A 17,713-nucleotide genomic window follows, 5' to 3' on the forward strand; every position below is an offset into this window, starting at 1 on the left:
GCCTTTTTCAAACCCCTGCTTGTTATGATTCGAGGATGGTCGTCCTCGCCCTAGGCTTTTTATAAAGATAGGGCAGCTTCCACAATACCGTCATTACGGTTCCATACCTGTTTGCAAAGTTTTAAAAACACTATAAGAACTTAATGGTATTTGCTTTCAAAACTTCTGCTAGCGACACTTTTCCTTGTTCCCCATATGTAATATCACAGATGGATTAAACGATGAATATGACCATGAATAGCAAGGCGACTATCGTTAGTATAGCAATTGCTTTCGTAGCCATTTTCATCCCCATGAGATTGATAAACGTCACAATAATCAGTAAATTCAACACCCATGCATAAGCCGGTACGGAAGTAATCCTGTAAAGAAAATGCGGAACAACAATTAATTGACCATTCGAATGAATGATTAATCCATCAGTATCGACTTACCTACAAGAAAACCGGCAGATGTACGCATATACCAAACCTGCCGAAGGAATGATTTTTCCATAACTGTACGCTGTGAAAAGCATCACCATAAAAGCGAGCCAGCAGGCTCCCCGAACCATACCAAGTGACATATTCTTGCTCATAAATGCTGAACACAAGTCGCTGACGCCATGAACGAAATTAGAACAACAGGCATGGGCATTAACGTCCTCTTCATTTTTTCATCAGCCATATAACAACCACCCTTGTTTCATGAATACAATAGATTCACTGTGCTTTTTCAAAATGGAATAGCGGAGGGGATTCCGTCAACCATTTTGTCCGATACAGAAGATAGCCAATCCCAATTACCGCCCAGACAATTCCTAAAATTAATGAACTCATCTCGAGATTAAGCCAAAGGATGAAGACCGAAGCCGCGCCTAATACCGGGGAAAGAATAGTTGAAAGAAATCCTTTAATCGTTCTGAAGCTTTTGTTTCTTATTGCGTGGACGATTACGCAAATATTCACGAAGGTAAAAGCGATTAAAGCCCCAAAGTTTATGAGGGAAGCGGCCGTAACCAAATCAAGGAATAAGGCAACCATTGATATGGACCCGACAAATATGACATTAAAAAATGGCGTGTTGTATTTGGGGTGGATAAACCCAAATAGTTTTTTCGGGATCATTTGGTCACGCCCCATGACATATAGCAACCTAGAAACACTAGCATGAGATGCAAGACCGGAGGCAAGGGTACCGCATAAGGTTCCTGCAAGAAAGAAAGCCTGAAATAACTTCCCGCCAACGAAAAGGGCAATTTCCGGAGAAGCTGCTTCAGGATCGCTAAAACGGGAAACATCCGGGAAAAATAACTGTGTAAAGAATGATGCAGTCACAAATAACCCCCCTCCGATAAGGGCAGTCAAAAAGATGGCCCGGGGAACCGTTTTGGATGGATTCGATGTTTCTTCCGATAAAGTAGTGACTGCGTCAAACCCCAAGAATGAAAAACAAAGGATTGTAGCACCAGATATGAGTGTCGACATTTCCAAATGTGGCCCGAAGAATGGCTGAACCGACAAGACCTCTCCATTGCCTTCTCCACTCATGACTCCTTTAACGACAAGTGCCACAAAAATAACGATGACCAACATTTGAAAAAAAACAAGGAAGCTATTAAAGTTGGCTGCAAAATTAACATTGAATAAGTTAATGACTGTCATTAAAAGGACAAATGCCACCACCCATATCCACGGGTATACTTCCGGAAAAAGAGCAGTTAAGTATATTTTTGTTAAAATGCCGTTCACCATCGGTAAAAATAAATAATCAAGTAACGAAGACCACCCGACAAGGAAGCCTAAATGTGGATTAATCGTTTTTTGTGTGTAAGTATAGGATGAACCTGCCTGTGGATAGATTTTCACCATTTTTCCATAACTGGATGCAGTAAACAACATCGCTGAAAGAGCAATGACATATGCGGTTGGCACATGCCCCCCTGTTTTTTCGGAAACTATCCCGAATGTATCAAAAACAACCATCGGCGTCATATATCCAACACCAAGCAATACGATATGCCATAAGTTTAAGGACCTTTTCAGTTTTCCTGTTTGCATGTATCATTCCCCTTCCTTTTTTAGCGAGAAAAGTAAACCAACTTTTCTGGCCTCCCTTATAATTCTTTGGTCATATTACACTTCGCAATTTTCATACCAAAAAAAATAGTCGATTTTTAACTAAAAACAAGGAAATATGTAGAATGATTTATGCAATACTGAATAAACCATTCACTATTGCATAAATCCACAGAGAACAGATGATTTTTTGACCATAAAAAAAAGCAGAAGATATCTGAATATCTTCTGCTCATTTGACTAAATCCCCCGTGCCGTGGTCAAATTACTAGTTTACTTTCGTTGCATTGTATGCTGATACACGGCAAGGCGCATCATCAAATGCCTAATTTAATGAAATTCTTTTACGAAAATCAACAAATTGGAGGTTAATCCTGCTGCCTGCTATCCAATATGTTGTAAAGTTCTTCCATCTCATTCGTTTTTGAACGATTCATCAAAAGGTCAACAGCCTTTTTCACTTCTTCCCCATTGAATAAAACATCGTACAAAGCTTCTGTGATCGGCATGTTCACTTCGTACTTTTTGGCTAGTTGATAGGCAGCTTTAGTGGTTCTGACACCTTCAACGACCATACCCATGTTTTCCAAAACTTCTTCAAGCTTTTGCCCTTTACCAAGCATATTCCCAGCTCTCCAATTACGGGAATGAACGCTTGTACAAGTGACGATCAAGTCGCCAATCCCAGCTAAACCTGAAAACGTTAGTGGGTTAGCCCCCATGGCCACCCCTAGACGGGATATTTCAGCCAATCCTCGTGTCATTAATGCAGCCTTGGCATTATCCCCATAGCCTAAACCATCCGTAATGCCGGCGGCCAAAGCAATGATGTTCTTCAATGCCCCTCCGATTTCAACACCAACCATGTCCGGATTTGTATATACACGGAAATTATTATTGATAAAGATGTCCTGAACCCTTTCGGCAGCCTTCATATTCTTTGAAGAAACGGCAACTGTTGTCGGGTGACGCAGACTTACTTCCTCTGCATGGCTCGGTCCTGAAAGAACCACTATATCCTTAAGCCATTCAGCCGAAGACACTTCTTCAATCATTTCTGATATACGAAGCAGTGAATCAGGTTCAATTCCCTTACTCACATGAACGATTGTCAATGGTTTATCATGAGCCTCTTTTATCTGACCAAGCACTTCCCTGTAGGCTTTGGTCGGCACAGCCAAAATAATTATTTCAATCCCGGCCAACGCTTCCTTAAGGGAAGAATAACCTTTAATCCCCAAAGGCAATTCAATCCCAGGCAAGTATTTTTCATTCGTATGATTTTGATTTATTTCATTGATTTGTTTCTGATTATGTCCCCACAATCTCACTTCATGCTGATTATCGGCGATTACGAGCGCTAAAGCAGTTCCCCAGCTCCCAGCTCCAATCACTGCGATACTTTCTTTATCTTTCACCATGATATAACCACCTTTACTATTTTCTCTGGCGTCCAAAAATTCGTATTGGTGTTCCTTCAAAACCAAAGGCATCCCTAATTCGATTTTCTAAAAATCTCTCATATGAAAAATGCAGTAACTCCGGATCGTTAACGAATACAACGAAAGTTGGCGGCTTGATCGCTACCTGAGTCGTATAATAAATTTTCAAACGGTTGCCATTGTGAGTCGGTGTCGGATTCATCGCAACGGCATCCATGACCACTTCATTCAAGACATTTGTTTGAACCCGGATAGCATGATTCTCACTAGCCTGATCAATGACCGGTATTAATGTATGTGTCCGTTTTTTCGTTAAAGCAGAAAGATAAATGATTGGCGCATAATCTAAGAATAGGAAATGGGCACGGATATTTTCTTCAAAATCCTTCATCGTTTTTTCATCTTTCTCGATGGCATCCCACTTATTGACGACGATGATGACCGCCCTACCCGCTTCATGGGCATATCCGGCAATTTTTTTATCCTGCTCACGAATACCTTCTTCAGCGTTCAGGACCACAAGAACAACGTCTGAACGCTCAATTGCCCTTAATGCACGAAGTACGCTATATTTTTCCGTGCTTTCATACACTTTACCTTTTTTCCGCATCCCTGCTGTATCAATAATGACATATTCTTTGCCATTATATTTATAAGGAGAGTCAATCGCGTCGCGAGTCGTACCTTCAATATCACTTACAATGACACGTTCTTCACCTAACAATGCATTGACCAGAGATGACTTACCTACGTTCGGTCTTCCAATCAAACTGAATTTAATGACATCATCAGCATAATCCTGGCCGCTGAAATTAGGGAAATGTTTGGCCGCTTCATCCAGAAGGTCACCAAGACCAAGTCCATGAGACCCGGAGATCGGGAATGGATCCCCAAAACCTAACGCATAGAAATCATAAATTTGATCTTTCATTTCCGGGTTATCGACTTTATTTACTGCAAGAACAACTGGCTTTCTCGATTTATAGAGTATCTTAGCTACTTCTTCATCAGCAGCCGTTACCCCTTCACGACCATTCGTCATAAAAATTATCACATCAGCTTCGTCGATGGCAATTTCAGCCTGCTGGCGAATTTGTTCCAGGAACGGCTCGTCACCGATATCAATTCCACCAGTATCAATTATGTTAAAATCATGTGTCAACCATTCACCAGAACTATAAATCCTGTCCCGAGTTACTCCAGGAACGTCTTCGACAATCGAAACCCGTTCTCCAACTATTCTATTAAAGATTGTCGATTTTCCCACGTTCGGACGACCGACTATCGCAATTACCGGTTTTGGCATTGCTATTCACCCTTTCTGCTACTATATCTCTGTCAAAGTCACGAAATTCATGAATGCATTTATTACGGTTGCTTTGCATTATTGATTTTCATCATTTCCTTTTAAAGGAAAAGGCTGTATCCATCATCATTTAAAGGAATCTTTTATCAGTAAGAAAATCCTAACTGATGTTCAGTAAAACTCATCAAGAATTCACGGGCAGTTTGTCCACTTGACGCCCCGGTTCCTAAAGTGACGTGAAGCCGAACCCCTGCATGCTCAAACTTGATTATAAACAGCCCAAAAAAATGAAGAAAGCTTCGACATACGGCTTCCTTTTTAATTGTTTAGAGCATTTTACGATTTATCTACAGACCTCTAACTATCCTATAGTAACAAATTTCTCGCCAATCAACAATGATTGTATGAATAAAAGCCTTCCAATTCCAATTGGTTCCATTTATACTTCTACCTTTTGATAAAGCGGCTAATACCCCATACCATTTTTCACCATACACTTCATTGATTAAAATTCTCTTTTCCTTGTTTTGATAAAAATCTCGATTGGGATATTAAATAAATGTATTGGCCAACCATTTCCAACATTCTCCACAGTATGTTTGCGCCCAATACCAGAACTGCATCATCATGCCATGGGTAAGCAAGGGCCACATAAGGTAAAGAGTGGTAAGCAAGTAATCCAGAATATATGATATCTCCCATCATCATCCCAATTAAAAGGACGAACAATCGATATTTCCAATTTTTAAAAAGTAATAGGATAAGATAATTCAGGAAAATACACAAAAGATAAGAGGGCTTCATGATGAGCCATATCGGATCAAGCAAAGAAAATAGTTGAAAACTGGCATAAGCGAGAGTGATAATAAGACTTCCGCTGATCAGTTCCATCATCTTGATGATTGATTTCTTCCTAATATATACACACAGTATAAAGAAAAGGTACGGACCGCTCAAATGAACGGAAACCAATGGAACCTCCAGTTTATAGCCCGCTAATATCATAACGGCTAATAGATGAAAAAGAAAATCAAAACGAAAGGGAACCGTTTTCGGAATAAAAAACATGACAATGACCCAAACTATCCATGAAATCCAATAAAATATAATTCCATCCATGCAACGTCCCCCCTTTTAGGAACATTATGGCTTGTTTATTCAAAGTATAAACATAAAGCACGGCATTTAATGAGGAAAACCTTCCCCCTATCAATTAAAAGGAGGTGTGAACATGGGAAAAGATCGGCAAGAGAAGAAATTGAAAGAAAGTAAACGGGTGGAGTCCGACAGGGACCAATCACTGGATCATAAAGGAGCAACAAGAATGGAAGGCCCTGAAGAGGCACGAAAAAGGAATAGTTAAGTCTGTCCCTGAATAAAAAGAAGCATCTCAATTCGTTTCAATTGAGATGCTTCCTTTTGTGGTCATTCATTTAGCATACGCCGAACAATCAATGCCTCTTTGAGATAACCAATGATAGGTATTTCCTTTGATGACTAATTTCGATTTCCTTAATTCTGGGATATTACCGCACCCGAGTGCAGTCATGATGACCTTCAAATCTTCATGTATGTAATGTATTTCTTTAATCAATTGTTCCAAGCCCAACTCTTTATAGATCTTGAGGAAATGTCCGGCCAATCCGACTCCTTTCGCTCCTAATGCCAAGCTTTTTGTAATTTCCAAAGGGCTTTGAATGCCACCCGACCCAATGACTGAAAGCTGTGGTGAAACATTAACTGCTTCGACAATCGAAGCGGCTGTCGGTATGCCCCATTCATTAAAATATCCGAGTATTTTTGCTCGTCTTTCGTTCTCGATTTTAGCAAAATTCGTTCCGCCAAACCCGCCTACATCAATGATCGAAACACCCACGGAATGTAATTGCCGCACCGTTTCCATACTCATCCCAAATCCAACCTCTTTTACGATGACAGGAATTCCGATCGTTCTGTTGATTTTTTCTATTCTCGAAAGGGTGCCCGCAAAATCCCTGTCCCCTTCAGGCATCGTCAATTCCTGGATGACGTTAATATGAATCTGAAGGGCATTGGCCCCGATCATTTCGCTTGCCCGCTTAGCCTGTTCGACTGTTGCTTCACCACCGAGATTACCAATCAACACACCATCAGGATTTTCCTTCCTTACAACTTTAAAAGAAGCTTGCTGGCCAGAATCCTTGATGGCTGCCATTTGCGATCCTACCGCCATGGCGATTCCCGTTTCCCGTGCTGCAATGGCTAGGTCACCATTCAATTTCTCGGTTTCAGGGCCTCCGCCTCCGGTCATGGCATTTATAAAAATTGGCGAACTTAATTCAAGTTCGCCAACTTCTGCTGTGAGTTTCACATTATTCAAGGAAATACCTGGTAAGCTTTGGTGAATAAACGAAATATCTTCTAGCCCGGTTTTATGCTGCTGTCCTGTCTTTAGTGCAAATTCTATATGATCTAATTTTCGTTGTTTTCTCTCCAAGGCCATCACCATTATTATCTTATTTTAGTTTTTTCAATTGATCACCGATCATTTCACCTAGCTGAAAGCCCTTCGATTCTTCTGGGAGCTCATAATCTGATGTGTTGTAATTGGATTGAGGTTCTTCAAGTTCCTTAATGCTCAATGATAGACGTTGATCCGTTTCATTGACTTCCAGCACTTTCACTTTGACAGACTGGCCTTCTTTAAGTACTTCTTGCGGTGTGGCAATATGCTTGTGCGAAATCTGTGAAATATGGACAAGCCCTTCAACCCCTGGAAAAATCTCCACGAATGCACCGAAAGAAACAAGGCGCTTGACGATACCTTCCAGTGTAGAGCCTTTGGCCGCTTTTTCTGCAATGCCTGCCCAAGGTCCCGGAAGGGTATCCTTAATGGAAAGTGAAATCCTTTCATTATCACGATCGATGGATAGTACTTTCACCTGCACCTTATCCCCTTCGGAAACGACATCGGATGCCTTGTCGACATGCTGATGGGAAAGCTGGGAAATGTGGACAAGGCCGTCTACGCCTCCAATATCCACGAATGCACCAAAATCGGTAATCCTTTGGACCACTCCCTCAAGCACTTGCCCGCTATCAATCTTATCCAAAACGTTTGCTTTTTGCTTTTCCTTTTGGTCTTGGACCACTGCCCGATGTGAGAGGATTAAGCGATTCTTGTCTTTCTCAAGCTCAACGATCTTGAATGTTAAAGTTTTGTTTTTGTAATCAGAAAAGTCTTCAACGAAATAGTCTTCTACTAGAGAAGCTGGAACAAAACCACGTACGCCTAGATCTACAACAAGCCCGCCTTTGACGACATCTTTAACTTCTGCCTCAAATACGTCTCCATTTTCAAATTTCAATTCCAGGTCATCCCATGCTTTTAAAGCGTCAATTTTACGTTTTGATAGAATAAGAGCTTCTTCTTCGACTTTAATGACTTCCAGCTCCAATGCATCACCTTCCGCAACGGCATCTGACGCCTTTTCGACATGCAGGCTTGAAAGCTCACTGATGGGTATGATTCCATCCGTCTTGCTGTTTTCCACATCGACAATGACCTGTTTTTCTTCTACCTTTGAAACGGTTGCTTTAACTTGATCCCCTACTTTGTAATTGTTCACTTCTACCTGGTTCATATCTTCTGTCATTACTAACTCCTCCTTAACCCATGACTGATCAGCAAATTTCCTCTTCATCGGCCACATATTTTATTTAAGTGGTTCAATAAAAACACTTTCCTAATAAAGATAAAAACAGTTTTTTTAGAGTAATAAAGTTATATTCCTTTTCATCTGCAATAAGGAACAATACCCTTATTTTATAAATTCTAACAAAAACAGAAAATTGTCAAGTATGAAGGACTATTTATGCTCGGAAATCAATTTCCGAATATGGTCCATGATGATTTTTGTAGCTTCATCGGCTGATATTTTCTGTTCGCGATATTCGGTAAAATTTATTGGAGGACCGTAAACGACTTTCAACGGACGCAAAAATTTATACGGGCCGATGATTGCACACGGTATGATAACGGCATCAGACCGCAACGCGAAAAATCCAGCCCCCGCCAAACCTTCTCCCAATTCACCAGTTTTACTTCTGGTTCCCTCGGGAAACAGACCAATCGCCTTGCCTTCCTTCAAAAGCTTCAAACCTTTTCTAAGGGATTCCCGATCGCTATTGCCCCGCTTCACGGGAAATGCATTTACTCTGGGTAATATACCCTTTAAAATAGGTGCTTGAAACAACTCTTCTTTCGCCATGAAATGGATATCCCTTGGAGATGTCATGCCAACTATGGGCGGATCCAAATTATCAATGTGATTGGCACAGATCAATACTCCGCCCTCTTTAGGGATATGTTCCTTTCCGAGCGCTTTAACCCTAAACGAAGGCATTAAAATGCCTTTTACGACGTTCTTGGCAAATGTGTAAAAATCCAATGTCATCTTTTCCTCTCTTCTATTAAAGACATGATACTTTCTGCAACTTCCTGAATCGATAATGAAGTCGTATCGATTTCGATAGCATCCGCTGCCTTTTTCAGTGGCGATACCTCGCGCTCGGAGTCCAGCTTGTCCCGTGTTGCGATTTCTTTCCTTAATTTTTCGATATCTGATGGAAAACCTTTCGATATATTTTCCTGATGCCTCCGCTGTGCCCTTTCATCCACAGAAGCGATTAGAAATACCTTTACTTCGGCGTTTGGCAAAACATGCGTACCGATGTCCCTGCCATCCATGACGACACCGCCATTTTCACCAAAGATTTGCTGCCTGCGAACCAATTCTTCCCGGATGCTCCGGTGCTTTGCAACTTCCGAAACGGAACCAGTCACTTCATTGTTCCTGATCTGGGCTGTCACGTCCTCATTATCCAAGAACACCAACTGTCCGTTTTCACTTGGTCTTAATTCGATTTCCGTATTGATGAGAACTTCTGATAATGCTTGTTCATCATCCAGGCGAATCTTTTGATTAAGGGCCTTATAGGTAAGGGCCCTATACATTGCACCTGTATCCACATATATGTAATTGAACTTTTCTGCAACAATTTTAGCAACCGTGCTTTTTCCAGCAGCAGCTGGTCCATCGATTGCGACTGATAATTTTTTTTCCATAAATCCTCCCAAGAATCCTACAATCATGCTGATTATTTAGTACCCTTTCATTTTATCACAACTAGCGGGAAAATCATTAATAAAAGGGATGTGTACTTTCAAAATAACCTTTGTTCTTTTCTTGATCGCTACAGCCATCAAAAGTTATCCTTTACCTGAAAATCTTCATACAAAAAAAGCGGATCACCGCTTTACTTTTGGGTCCCATTGAATGTTTCAATGATTTTCGTATAATTATTGCTGGTGACACCTTCATACCTCGAGAGCTTGGTCAAATCAAAGATTTGATCCTCCCTGCTCAAAAGGAACTGGAAAAAAAATAAGCAGGCCAATTGGATGACGATCACTTTAATTAATAGTCTTTCAAATGTTTTCATAAGCCGCACCCTCCATCCGTTTATATTAGCAGTATGGATGGAATCGCTGTTTTTCATTCAATCATGTTAAACATACAAGCCTTTTTTCTTTAAATCCACCTGTTTTTCAAATATAAATCTCATTACTGTCTGTACATCATTTTTAGCAGGATCAATGCGAATGACTTTACTTTTTAGCCTTAGATAATGAATCTCACCTTATTTTAACGTAAGCGCCATCCACAGGTATAATTGCGAAACCGATTGAATATTAGTTCCTTTTAAAAGCCTTATTGAATCTCCGCCTGCACTGATATCCTCCGTTAATGCGCGAAAAGGGGTAAACTCGGTATGTTCTGGATGAATGGCTGTATCCAAGGTTACATCCAGGCGCACGTATTGCCTCCTTTGGATTTTCACAAACGTTTCTGCTTCGGGCAGCAATAATTGCATCATGGGTATTCTACCTTTCACTTTTCCAAGCACTTCTGAATCGAATACATAAACAGCCTGCCCTTCATTGGAAAATGTGACTTTGAACTTCGTCCCATCCATGAGAAATGCTATTTTTTCAGTCCCTACATTGATGGGAAAGTCGGTATATACACAACCCGGTCCCATTTCGACAACCATACAATTGAACTTTTCCTTCTGTTGTGAGTATTTCGGTTCGAGCATTAATATATCACCAATTTTAACCATCGTCGTCCACGTCCTTTTTGATCGGAATAAAACCGCATAATATTACCTACTATTTTTCCGATATAATCCAATTATCTTTTAAATTATTATGTCATGAAATAAGAAAAAGGGAAAGTGACCAAGCACATTTCCCTACAACTAATGATTCATTTTTTAAAATTAAATTATATTCTCGTATATCGGTTCGGAGTTCTTTAATTTTTCCACCTTTTCTTCTTGACCGGTATCTGCATTAATGAAAATACGGTAGGTATCATCTTTAATCGTACCGAGAAATTCATAACAAAGAACTTCTTCACCGATATCATTGATGATTAACGCCTTTCCTTCTTCCATTATTTTTACATTATTGTTGATTTTGTCCTTAGCTTCTTTTTCGGATATATTCGGATTCCCTATTTCCCTGGTTTTATGTGATTTTAAATACTCGTCGGCTGAAAACCCTATAACGGATCCATCATCCAATGCGATTTTGACCTTGACTGAATCTGGATAAATCTTGACGCCATTTTCTGATGTTACGAAATTCAATAATGCGATATTATCGTATTGAGCACTTTCAAATAATTCAAGTGAACTGAAATCATGTTCCTTTAAAAAATCTTCGGCTTTTGTATAGGCTTGATTCAAATCAATATTTGTTTTGTTCACGTCCCTATTATTGATATACCAAATAGGGTAACCGCCTTTTTTTGTCAAATCCATATTCAATTCGGTGTCGGAATCTTTATCGAGGATGCTCACACTATAAAATCCAAAATCGGAACCTTTTCCGTTCTCTTCCACATTCACCTTCAAATTCTTGCTTTTTGAATGTGCATAGTTTTTTGCCGTCTCAATTGCTTCTTCTTTAGTAATGGTTTCACCTTGCAAATTTTTGAAATTTTCATCCCTCTGTTGTGCAGAAGTAAAAGTCGGATTCATCTCATTCGTTTCCCCGTACCCAGATACTTTTTTCTCTACAGTCTTTAATCCGTCGATGATCGTGTTATCCGAATTTTCTTTCCCTGATGCAAGAGCCATTTCGACATCCATCCATCTTAAATTGTTTTTAAGGACTAGATACTGCACTTTTCTTAACTCGCCCTGGATGTCCCCGGCCTGTGTGTACAAGGATTGGAGAGTCGCATATTCCTTATCATTCAATGGTTCTTTTTCAAGGTCACGCACCGCTGTTTTATAACTGAAGTCCGCAATTTTAGATAAAAGTTCCTCTGTCTTATTAAAAGGAAGCAAGGTCAATGGCAACTGCCCGACATCACTTTGGGCTTCGGAAGTGATACGCCAAACATCTGTTAAAGCCGGACTTAATGAATAACGTGAATTCATGGCCAAAGTACTGCCGACCTTATCGTGCAATAAATCCACTTGATAGCTTAAATCATGAAAGGCTCGCTGATACGTATTTTCCGCGTTGATTAATATAGCATTTTTTTCCTTATGTTCTTGATAGCCCCAGAATGCAGTTCCCGCAACAACTACAACAAGCAGGGCAATCACTATATTCCTGATCATTTTCCTTCACCTCTTTACTTACAAAAGATATGTTTTCCGATTCTTTTAATTTGTTCCCTTGACCAGATCCATTTGCTTGTTGCTGTATTAGGATTAAAGTAATATTCTGCATTACCGCTTGGATCCCACCCGTTGATAGCATCTACCACGGCTTCTTTCGCCCTTTCGTTCGGTGTCAGCCAAATCTGCCCATCCGCAACAGCCGTAAAGGCCCCAGGTTCAAAAATCACTCCCGAAATGGTATTAGGAAAGGCAGCACTTTCCACTCTATTCAGAATTACTGCTGCAACAGCAACCTGACCAGTATATGGCTCCCCTCGTGCCTCTCCATAAACGGCATTGGCCATCAGCTGAATATCGTTTTGAGAATATCCTCCTGGAAGATTGGCTGATGTCGTTGTTTTGGAAGGGGCCTTTCCGGAAGCGGCCCCTCCGGAAGTAGATTTATTTCCTTTCGCTTTTACCTGTTTTTCAATGGGGACTCCCCCATAATAGGTGAACTCGTTCCCTTTATTGATCTGTTCGTGAACAAATTGTTTATTGAAATTAGACGCATTCGTCAACTTCTGTTTTGTTGTTGTCCCTGCCAAACCATCGATTGGAAGCCCGAAATCTTGTTGAAAGTTTCGAAGTGCCCAATAAGTGCCCCATCCATAGGCTCCATCAATCTTTCCTTTATAGTAACCGATGTTTTGCAGGCGTGCCTGCAGCTCAATTACATCATCTCCAACCGCACCCTTTTGAATGACTTGGCCCGAAAAGGCATTTGTTCTTGTTTCCGGGTAAATTACGAAACATATAGTTATACACGAAAACAGCAAAAGCCATTTCCATTTTGACGAAATTCCTTTCATCAAAAACACTCCTCTTTTTCTTGAATTAATGTAATTCTATTTTCTTCTTTTCGGGTTTTTTTATTCCAAGCATAAAAAAAACGGAGCGGGCAAAATATGCCAGCACTCCGTTTTGATAGTATTCGTCATTTGCTAAGGTAATGATTTTGTGAAAGTTTTTTCGCGTGAAAGTCAGACAACAAACGTGCCTTCTTTACTTTTTTCATGCCTAACCACCATAGATAAATCATGAATGGCATAATAAAGTACACCCAAAATCTTTGGGAAACTAAAATATAATCGTAAACCCCATGTAACGAAATCGGTATGATCAATGCCAATAATAAATAGACCCTATTATTCGAAGCCGAAAATTTCGCCTTGCCCAAATAATATCCCATGATCACACCGAACAAAGCATGACTGGATACAGGGAGTACCGCCCTGAGAAAAGCGTGTTCCACCCCGTTGGCCAGCAGGTATAAAATATTCTCCATTGTGGCGAATCCAAGGGAGACTGCAGCTCCGTAAACAATCCCATCATATGGCTCATCGAATGCCACATGCTGATAAATAACATAAATGAGTATGAACCACTTGAAGAATTCCTCAAGCAGTGCAGCCCATAAAAAAGCATTTGCTAAATCAGTATTCAGGATATGTTCGGTTTCGAGCACATACTGTATGAACATAATCGGCAATACAAGAAATACACCGAATAAAAATGTTTTGACCACAACCGATATCGGTTCGGTTTCATATTGATCTTTCAAATAGAAATAGCTCAGTAGCGCCAATCCTGGCGCAATAGCCGCTGACAACATGACCAGCATTAGCTGACCCTCTTTTCATCTTCTTTTCCTTAATCGTACCATGGAATGAAGAAAAACTGAATCCAAGAATCAAGTCTTCCAAATTTTATTTAATCCTTCAGTACTTAAAGAAGGTCTCATCTATATGGTTTTCACTTGCCAGCATGACAGCTAACTTGATTCGAGCCTTCTTGCTGTCATAATCAGCTCCTAATATCACACCGCGTTGTTTTAAATCAAATGCGCTGCCTTCATAATCATAAGCTGGGTAAACTTTTCCTTCTTCTGCACTTGTAGTCATGATGATCGTAATTCCTTTATCGATTGCAGCTTGTATGGAAGTAACCATTACAGGGGTAACTTGTCCCCTTCCTACACCCTCGAGCACAATTCCTTTCGCACCGTTTGCAACCGCAGCATCAATAAAGAGGCCATCAGCGCCTGTATGGCACTTGATGATATCCACCCTTGGGATGCTATTCTGAATATCATAACACTCCCTATGTAAAGGTTTTTGATAGATGCTGACGACATCATTATCAATTATCCCCAAATATCCATAGCCAAAAGATTCGAACCCCTGCAAATTGGAAGCATGAACTTTTTTGACATATTTTGCAGAATAGATCCGCTCATTAAAAACGACCACTACTCCAACATCCCTAATAAGATCACTCGCAGCGCATAATATCGAATTCCTAAGATTGGAATATACATCGGTGCCCACCTCTTGAGGAGAACGTTGGGAGCCGGTTAATACGATAGGTCGTTGATCCATACTCGTGACATCAAGGAAATAAGCAGTTTCCTCAAGTGTATCCGTACCGTGGGTCACGACGATTCCCGTAACTTCGGGATCCTCCAATTCCTTTTGAATGGCTGAATTAAGCTGTTGCATTTTCTCAAAGGACATGGACATGCTTGAGATCTGGAAAAGATCAACCACTTTTACCTCGATATCGTTGGGCAATTCGCAAAGTGATGCCAACTCATGGCCAGTCAATGCACCAGAGGCCAGCATACCATTCACAGTTTCTTTACTGGCAATAGTCCCACCAGTCGTTATTAACGATATTTTTTCCATACTGTCACTGCTCCTCATTTAAATAATTCACTTTTCTTTAACAGCCAAATGATAGGCAATCAATCCACCATGAAACCTGCCGTTCTCGATGAAGATTTCGTTCGCATTATTTCCGGCTGCCAGAACTCCTGCAATATAAAGACCTTTAACGTTCGTCTCCATCGTTTCCTCGTTATATGCGGGCCTTCCAGTCTCCTTATCAATAGTAATGCCCATTGAAGCTAAAAAGGAATGGTCAGGATGGTAACCAGTCATTGCAAATACAAAATCATTTTTAATGACTTTTTCCTCATCCCCCACATGGTAGATGACGCTGTCTTCCGTTATCCTGTCAACATTTGCATTAAATTCCATCTTGATGGTTCCATTGCGGACTAATGCTTCAAATTCAGGAAGAATCCAAGGTTTGATACTTGGAGAGTAATCCGATCCTCTATAAAGGACTGAAACCCTTGCTCCTGATTTGACCAATTCCAGAGCGGCATCCACACTTGAGTTTTTGCCACCGATGACTGCAACATCACAATTGAAGTAGGGATGGCCCTCCTTGAAGTAATGATACACTTTAGGGAGCTGTTCACCCGGTATGCACATATAGTTAGGATGATCATAGTAACCGGTCGATATGATCACATGCAAAGCTGTATACTCACCTTTCGATGTCTTGACTAAAAACTTCCCATCTTCTCGTTTTTCCACATTTTCCACTTTTTCGAATGTGTTGACCCGCAATTCTTTCCTTCTGACTACCTCCCTATAATAGGCAAGCGCCTGATTGCGGACCGGTTTACGGTTTTCGATTATAAAAGCAATATCACCAATCTCGAGTTTTTCACTCGAACTGAAAAATGTTTGATGTGTCGGATAACGGTAAATGGAATCAACCACATTGCCTTTTTCAATGATCAAGGACTGTATTCCCACTTCCTTAAGAGCGATCGCAGCAGCCAATCCACAAGGGCCCCCACCTATGATAATGACTTCTTCAACATTCATCTTTATTCCACTGCCTTTCCATGCACTATGTAATTCGTTCGTATAAAAAATAAAAACTCCTATCAATACATGATAGGAGTTTTTACAAATCATTTCAATGATAATGCAATGAACATGATTTTAACTATAAATCAATACATGATTCGAATCTTTTAGATCCAACCACGGAAGCGAGATGCTTCAGCCATTTTTCTTACACCAATCATATAAGCCGCTAGGCGCATATCAACACGTCTTGATTGTGCAAGTTCATAAATGTTATTAAAAGATTTCACAAGGATTTTTTCCAGCTTTTCGTCAACTTCTTCTTCTGACCAGTAATACCCTTGATTATTTTGTACCCATTCGAAGTAAGAAACCGTTACACCGCCAGCAGAAGCAAGGACATCAGGAACAAGAAGGATTCCGCGATCCGTTAGGATTTGTGTCGCTTCAATCGTTGTAGGTCCGTTAGCTGCCTCGACAACGATTGATGCTTTGATATCAGCAGCATTTTCTTCAGTGATTTGGTTTTCAATTGCAGCCGGAACTAAAATATCACATTCCAATTCAAGCAGTTCTTTATTTGAAATTGTGCTTTTAAACAATTTCGTTACGGTTCCGAAACTATCTCTCCGATCGAGAAGATAATCGATATCCAATCCTTCAGGATCATGAAGAGCACCATATGCATCCGAAATCCCAATAACTTTAGCACCTGCGTCATGCATGAATTTAGCTAAGAAACTACCTGCGTTACCAAAACCTTGAATGACTACCCGTGCACCTTTAATATCGATGCCACGTTTCTTGGCAGCTTCATTGATACAAATCGTCACACCCTTAGCAGTGGCTGATTCACGGCCATGAGAACCACCAAGCACTAGCGGTTTACCAGTAATGAATCCTGGCGAGTTGAATTCATCCATACGGCTGTATTCATCCATCATCCAAGCCATGATTTGGGAATTTGTAAATACATCAGGTGCCGGGATATCTTTAGTCGGCCCCACGATTTGGCTAATTGCGCGAACATAGCCCCGGCTCAGCCTTTCAAGTTCACGGAATGACATATTACGAGGATCACAAACGATACCGCCTTTACCCCCGCCGTATGGCAAATCAACGATACCGCATTTCAAGCTCATCCAAATGGATAATGCCTTCACTTCACGTTCCGTTACATTAGGGTGAAAACGGATACCACCTTTTGTAGGCCCAACAGCATCGTTATGCTGGGCACGGTAACCTGTGAAAATTTTAACCGAGCCATCATCCATGCGGACCGGTATCTTCACCGTTAATAAACGCAATGGTTCCTTCAACAGCTCAAAAACTTCTTCCGGGTAACCCAGTTTATCCAAGGCTTTATGTATTACAGTTTGGGTAGACCTCAGTACGTCGTGTTTTTCTTCTTCATTTACATGGCTATTGCCTTTTGCCGATTCCATTAAAAGTACCTCCTAGAAAATCTCCATATATAAAATTATAATGTACAAATAGTCCTCTTCATGTGCTAGTATA

17 protein-coding genes are annotated in these 17,713 nt (G+C 40.6%); 1 reads left to right on the forward strand and 16 read right to left on the reverse strand.

Translation table 11 applies throughout. The annotated features are described in order from the left end of the window. Positions 1 to 701 precede the first annotated feature (701 nt). The 4 genes from FNK51_RS12860 to FNK51_RS12875 all read right to left on the reverse strand — a co-directional run bounded on the left by FNK51_RS12860 (position 702) and on the right by FNK51_RS12875 (position 5,924). Complete coding sequence (locus tag FNK51_RS12860; protein WP_141993571.1) at positions 702 to 2,039, reverse strand: APC family permease; 1,338 nt, start codon at positions 2,037 to 2,039, stop codon at positions 702 to 704. Between the two features lie 386 nt (positions 2,040 to 2,425). After that, entirely contained in the window at positions 2,426 to 3,478 is a 1,053-nt protein-coding gene (locus FNK51_RS12865) for an NAD(P)H-dependent glycerol-3-phosphate dehydrogenase (protein WP_141993572.1), read from the reverse strand. A gap of 16 nt (positions 3,479 to 3,494) precedes the next feature. After that, positions 3,495 to 4,805, reverse strand: coding sequence for a ribosome biogenesis GTPase Der (der, locus tag FNK51_RS12870; protein ID WP_098370788.1), 1,311 nt, complete (start codon positions 4,803 to 4,805; stop codon positions 3,495 to 3,497). Between the two features lie 498 nt (positions 4,806 to 5,303). Then, on the reverse strand, positions 5,304 to 5,924 hold the full coding sequence (locus FNK51_RS12875; RefSeq protein ID WP_098370789.1) for a YphA family membrane protein: 621 nt from the start codon (positions 5,922 to 5,924) through the stop codon (positions 5,304 to 5,306). Positions 5,925 to 6,036: 112 nt separating this feature from the next. Between FNK51_RS12875 and FNK51_RS12880 the strand changes: the two genes are divergently transcribed. Further along, positions 6,037 to 6,168 carry a YpzI family protein gene (locus tag FNK51_RS12880; RefSeq protein ID WP_076365623.1) on the forward strand — a complete coding sequence of 44 codons (132 nt, stop codon included), beginning with the start codon at positions 6,037 to 6,039 and terminating at the stop codon, positions 6,166 to 6,168. Between the two features lie 66 nt (positions 6,169 to 6,234). Here the strand turns inward: FNK51_RS12880 and fni are convergent, their stop codons facing one another. The 12 genes from fni to FNK51_RS12940 form a co-directional block, all read right to left on the reverse strand. After that, positions 6,235 to 7,281, reverse strand: a complete 1,047-nt coding sequence (gene fni / locus FNK51_RS12885; protein WP_098370846.1) for a type 2 isopentenyl-diphosphate Delta-isomerase — start codon at positions 7,279 to 7,281, stop codon at positions 6,235 to 6,237. 19 nt (positions 7,282 to 7,300) lie between these two features. Next, complete coding sequence (gene rpsA, locus FNK51_RS12890) at positions 7,301 to 8,440, reverse strand: 30S ribosomal protein S1 (RefSeq protein WP_098370790.1); 1,140 nt, start codon at positions 8,438 to 8,440, stop codon at positions 7,301 to 7,303. Between the two features lie 213 nt (positions 8,441 to 8,653). Next, positions 8,654 to 9,235: a lysophospholipid acyltransferase family protein gene (locus FNK51_RS12895; RefSeq protein WP_098370847.1), complete on the reverse strand. Its 582-nt coding sequence runs from the start codon at positions 9,233 to 9,235 to the stop codon at positions 8,654 to 8,656. A 2-nt stretch (positions 9,236 to 9,237) separates the two neighbouring features. Next, the gene (gene cmk / locus FNK51_RS12900) at positions 9,238 to 9,912 is read right to left on the reverse strand and encodes a (d)CMP kinase (protein WP_141993573.1); all 675 of its coding nucleotides are present in this window, start codon (positions 9,910 to 9,912) and stop codon (positions 9,238 to 9,240) included. Positions 9,913 to 10,103: 191 nt separating this feature from the next. Next, positions 10,104 to 10,289, reverse strand: coding sequence for a YpfB family protein (locus tag FNK51_RS12905; RefSeq protein ID WP_098370792.1), 186 nt, complete (start codon positions 10,287 to 10,289; stop codon positions 10,104 to 10,106). Between the two features lie 198 nt (positions 10,290 to 10,487). Then, positions 10,488 to 10,970, reverse strand: a complete 483-nt coding sequence (locus FNK51_RS12910) for a flagellar brake protein (protein WP_141993574.1) — start codon at positions 10,968 to 10,970, stop codon at positions 10,488 to 10,490. 159 nt (positions 10,971 to 11,129) lie between these two features. Continuing rightward, entirely contained in the window at positions 11,130 to 12,485 is a 1,356-nt protein-coding gene (gene ypeB / locus FNK51_RS12915) for a germination protein YpeB (RefSeq protein WP_141993575.1), read from the reverse strand. Positions 12,486 to 12,499: 14 nt separating this feature from the next. Continuing rightward, positions 12,500 to 13,339: a spore cortex-lytic enzyme gene (gene sleB, locus FNK51_RS12920; RefSeq protein WP_098370795.1), complete on the reverse strand. Its 840-nt coding sequence runs from the start codon at positions 13,337 to 13,339 to the stop codon at positions 12,500 to 12,502. 125 nt (positions 13,340 to 13,464) lie between these two features. After that, on the reverse strand, positions 13,465 to 14,151 hold the full coding sequence (prsW, locus tag FNK51_RS12925) for a glutamic-type intramembrane protease PrsW (RefSeq protein ID WP_098370796.1): 687 nt from the start codon (positions 14,149 to 14,151) through the stop codon (positions 13,465 to 13,467). 97 nt (positions 14,152 to 14,248) lie between these two features. Further along, on the reverse strand, positions 14,249 to 15,214 hold the full coding sequence (locus FNK51_RS12930; RefSeq protein WP_141993576.1) for an asparaginase: 966 nt from the start codon (positions 15,212 to 15,214) through the stop codon (positions 14,249 to 14,251). 27 nt (positions 15,215 to 15,241) lie between these two features. Beyond that, positions 15,242 to 16,210: a YpdA family putative bacillithiol disulfide reductase gene (locus FNK51_RS12935; protein ID WP_141993577.1), complete on the reverse strand. Its 969-nt coding sequence runs from the start codon at positions 16,208 to 16,210 to the stop codon at positions 15,242 to 15,244. Positions 16,211 to 16,362: 152 nt separating this feature from the next. Beyond that, entirely contained in the window at positions 16,363 to 17,640 is a 1,278-nt protein-coding gene (locus FNK51_RS12940) for a Glu/Leu/Phe/Val family dehydrogenase (RefSeq protein WP_048681753.1), read from the reverse strand. Between the last annotated feature and the right edge of the window lie 73 nt (positions 17,641 to 17,713).

This window comes from Bacillus sp. B4EP4a, assembly GCF_006680105.1.
Classification (GTDB): domain Bacteria; phylum Bacillota; class Bacilli; order Bacillales; family DSM-1321; genus Peribacillus; species Peribacillus simplex_E.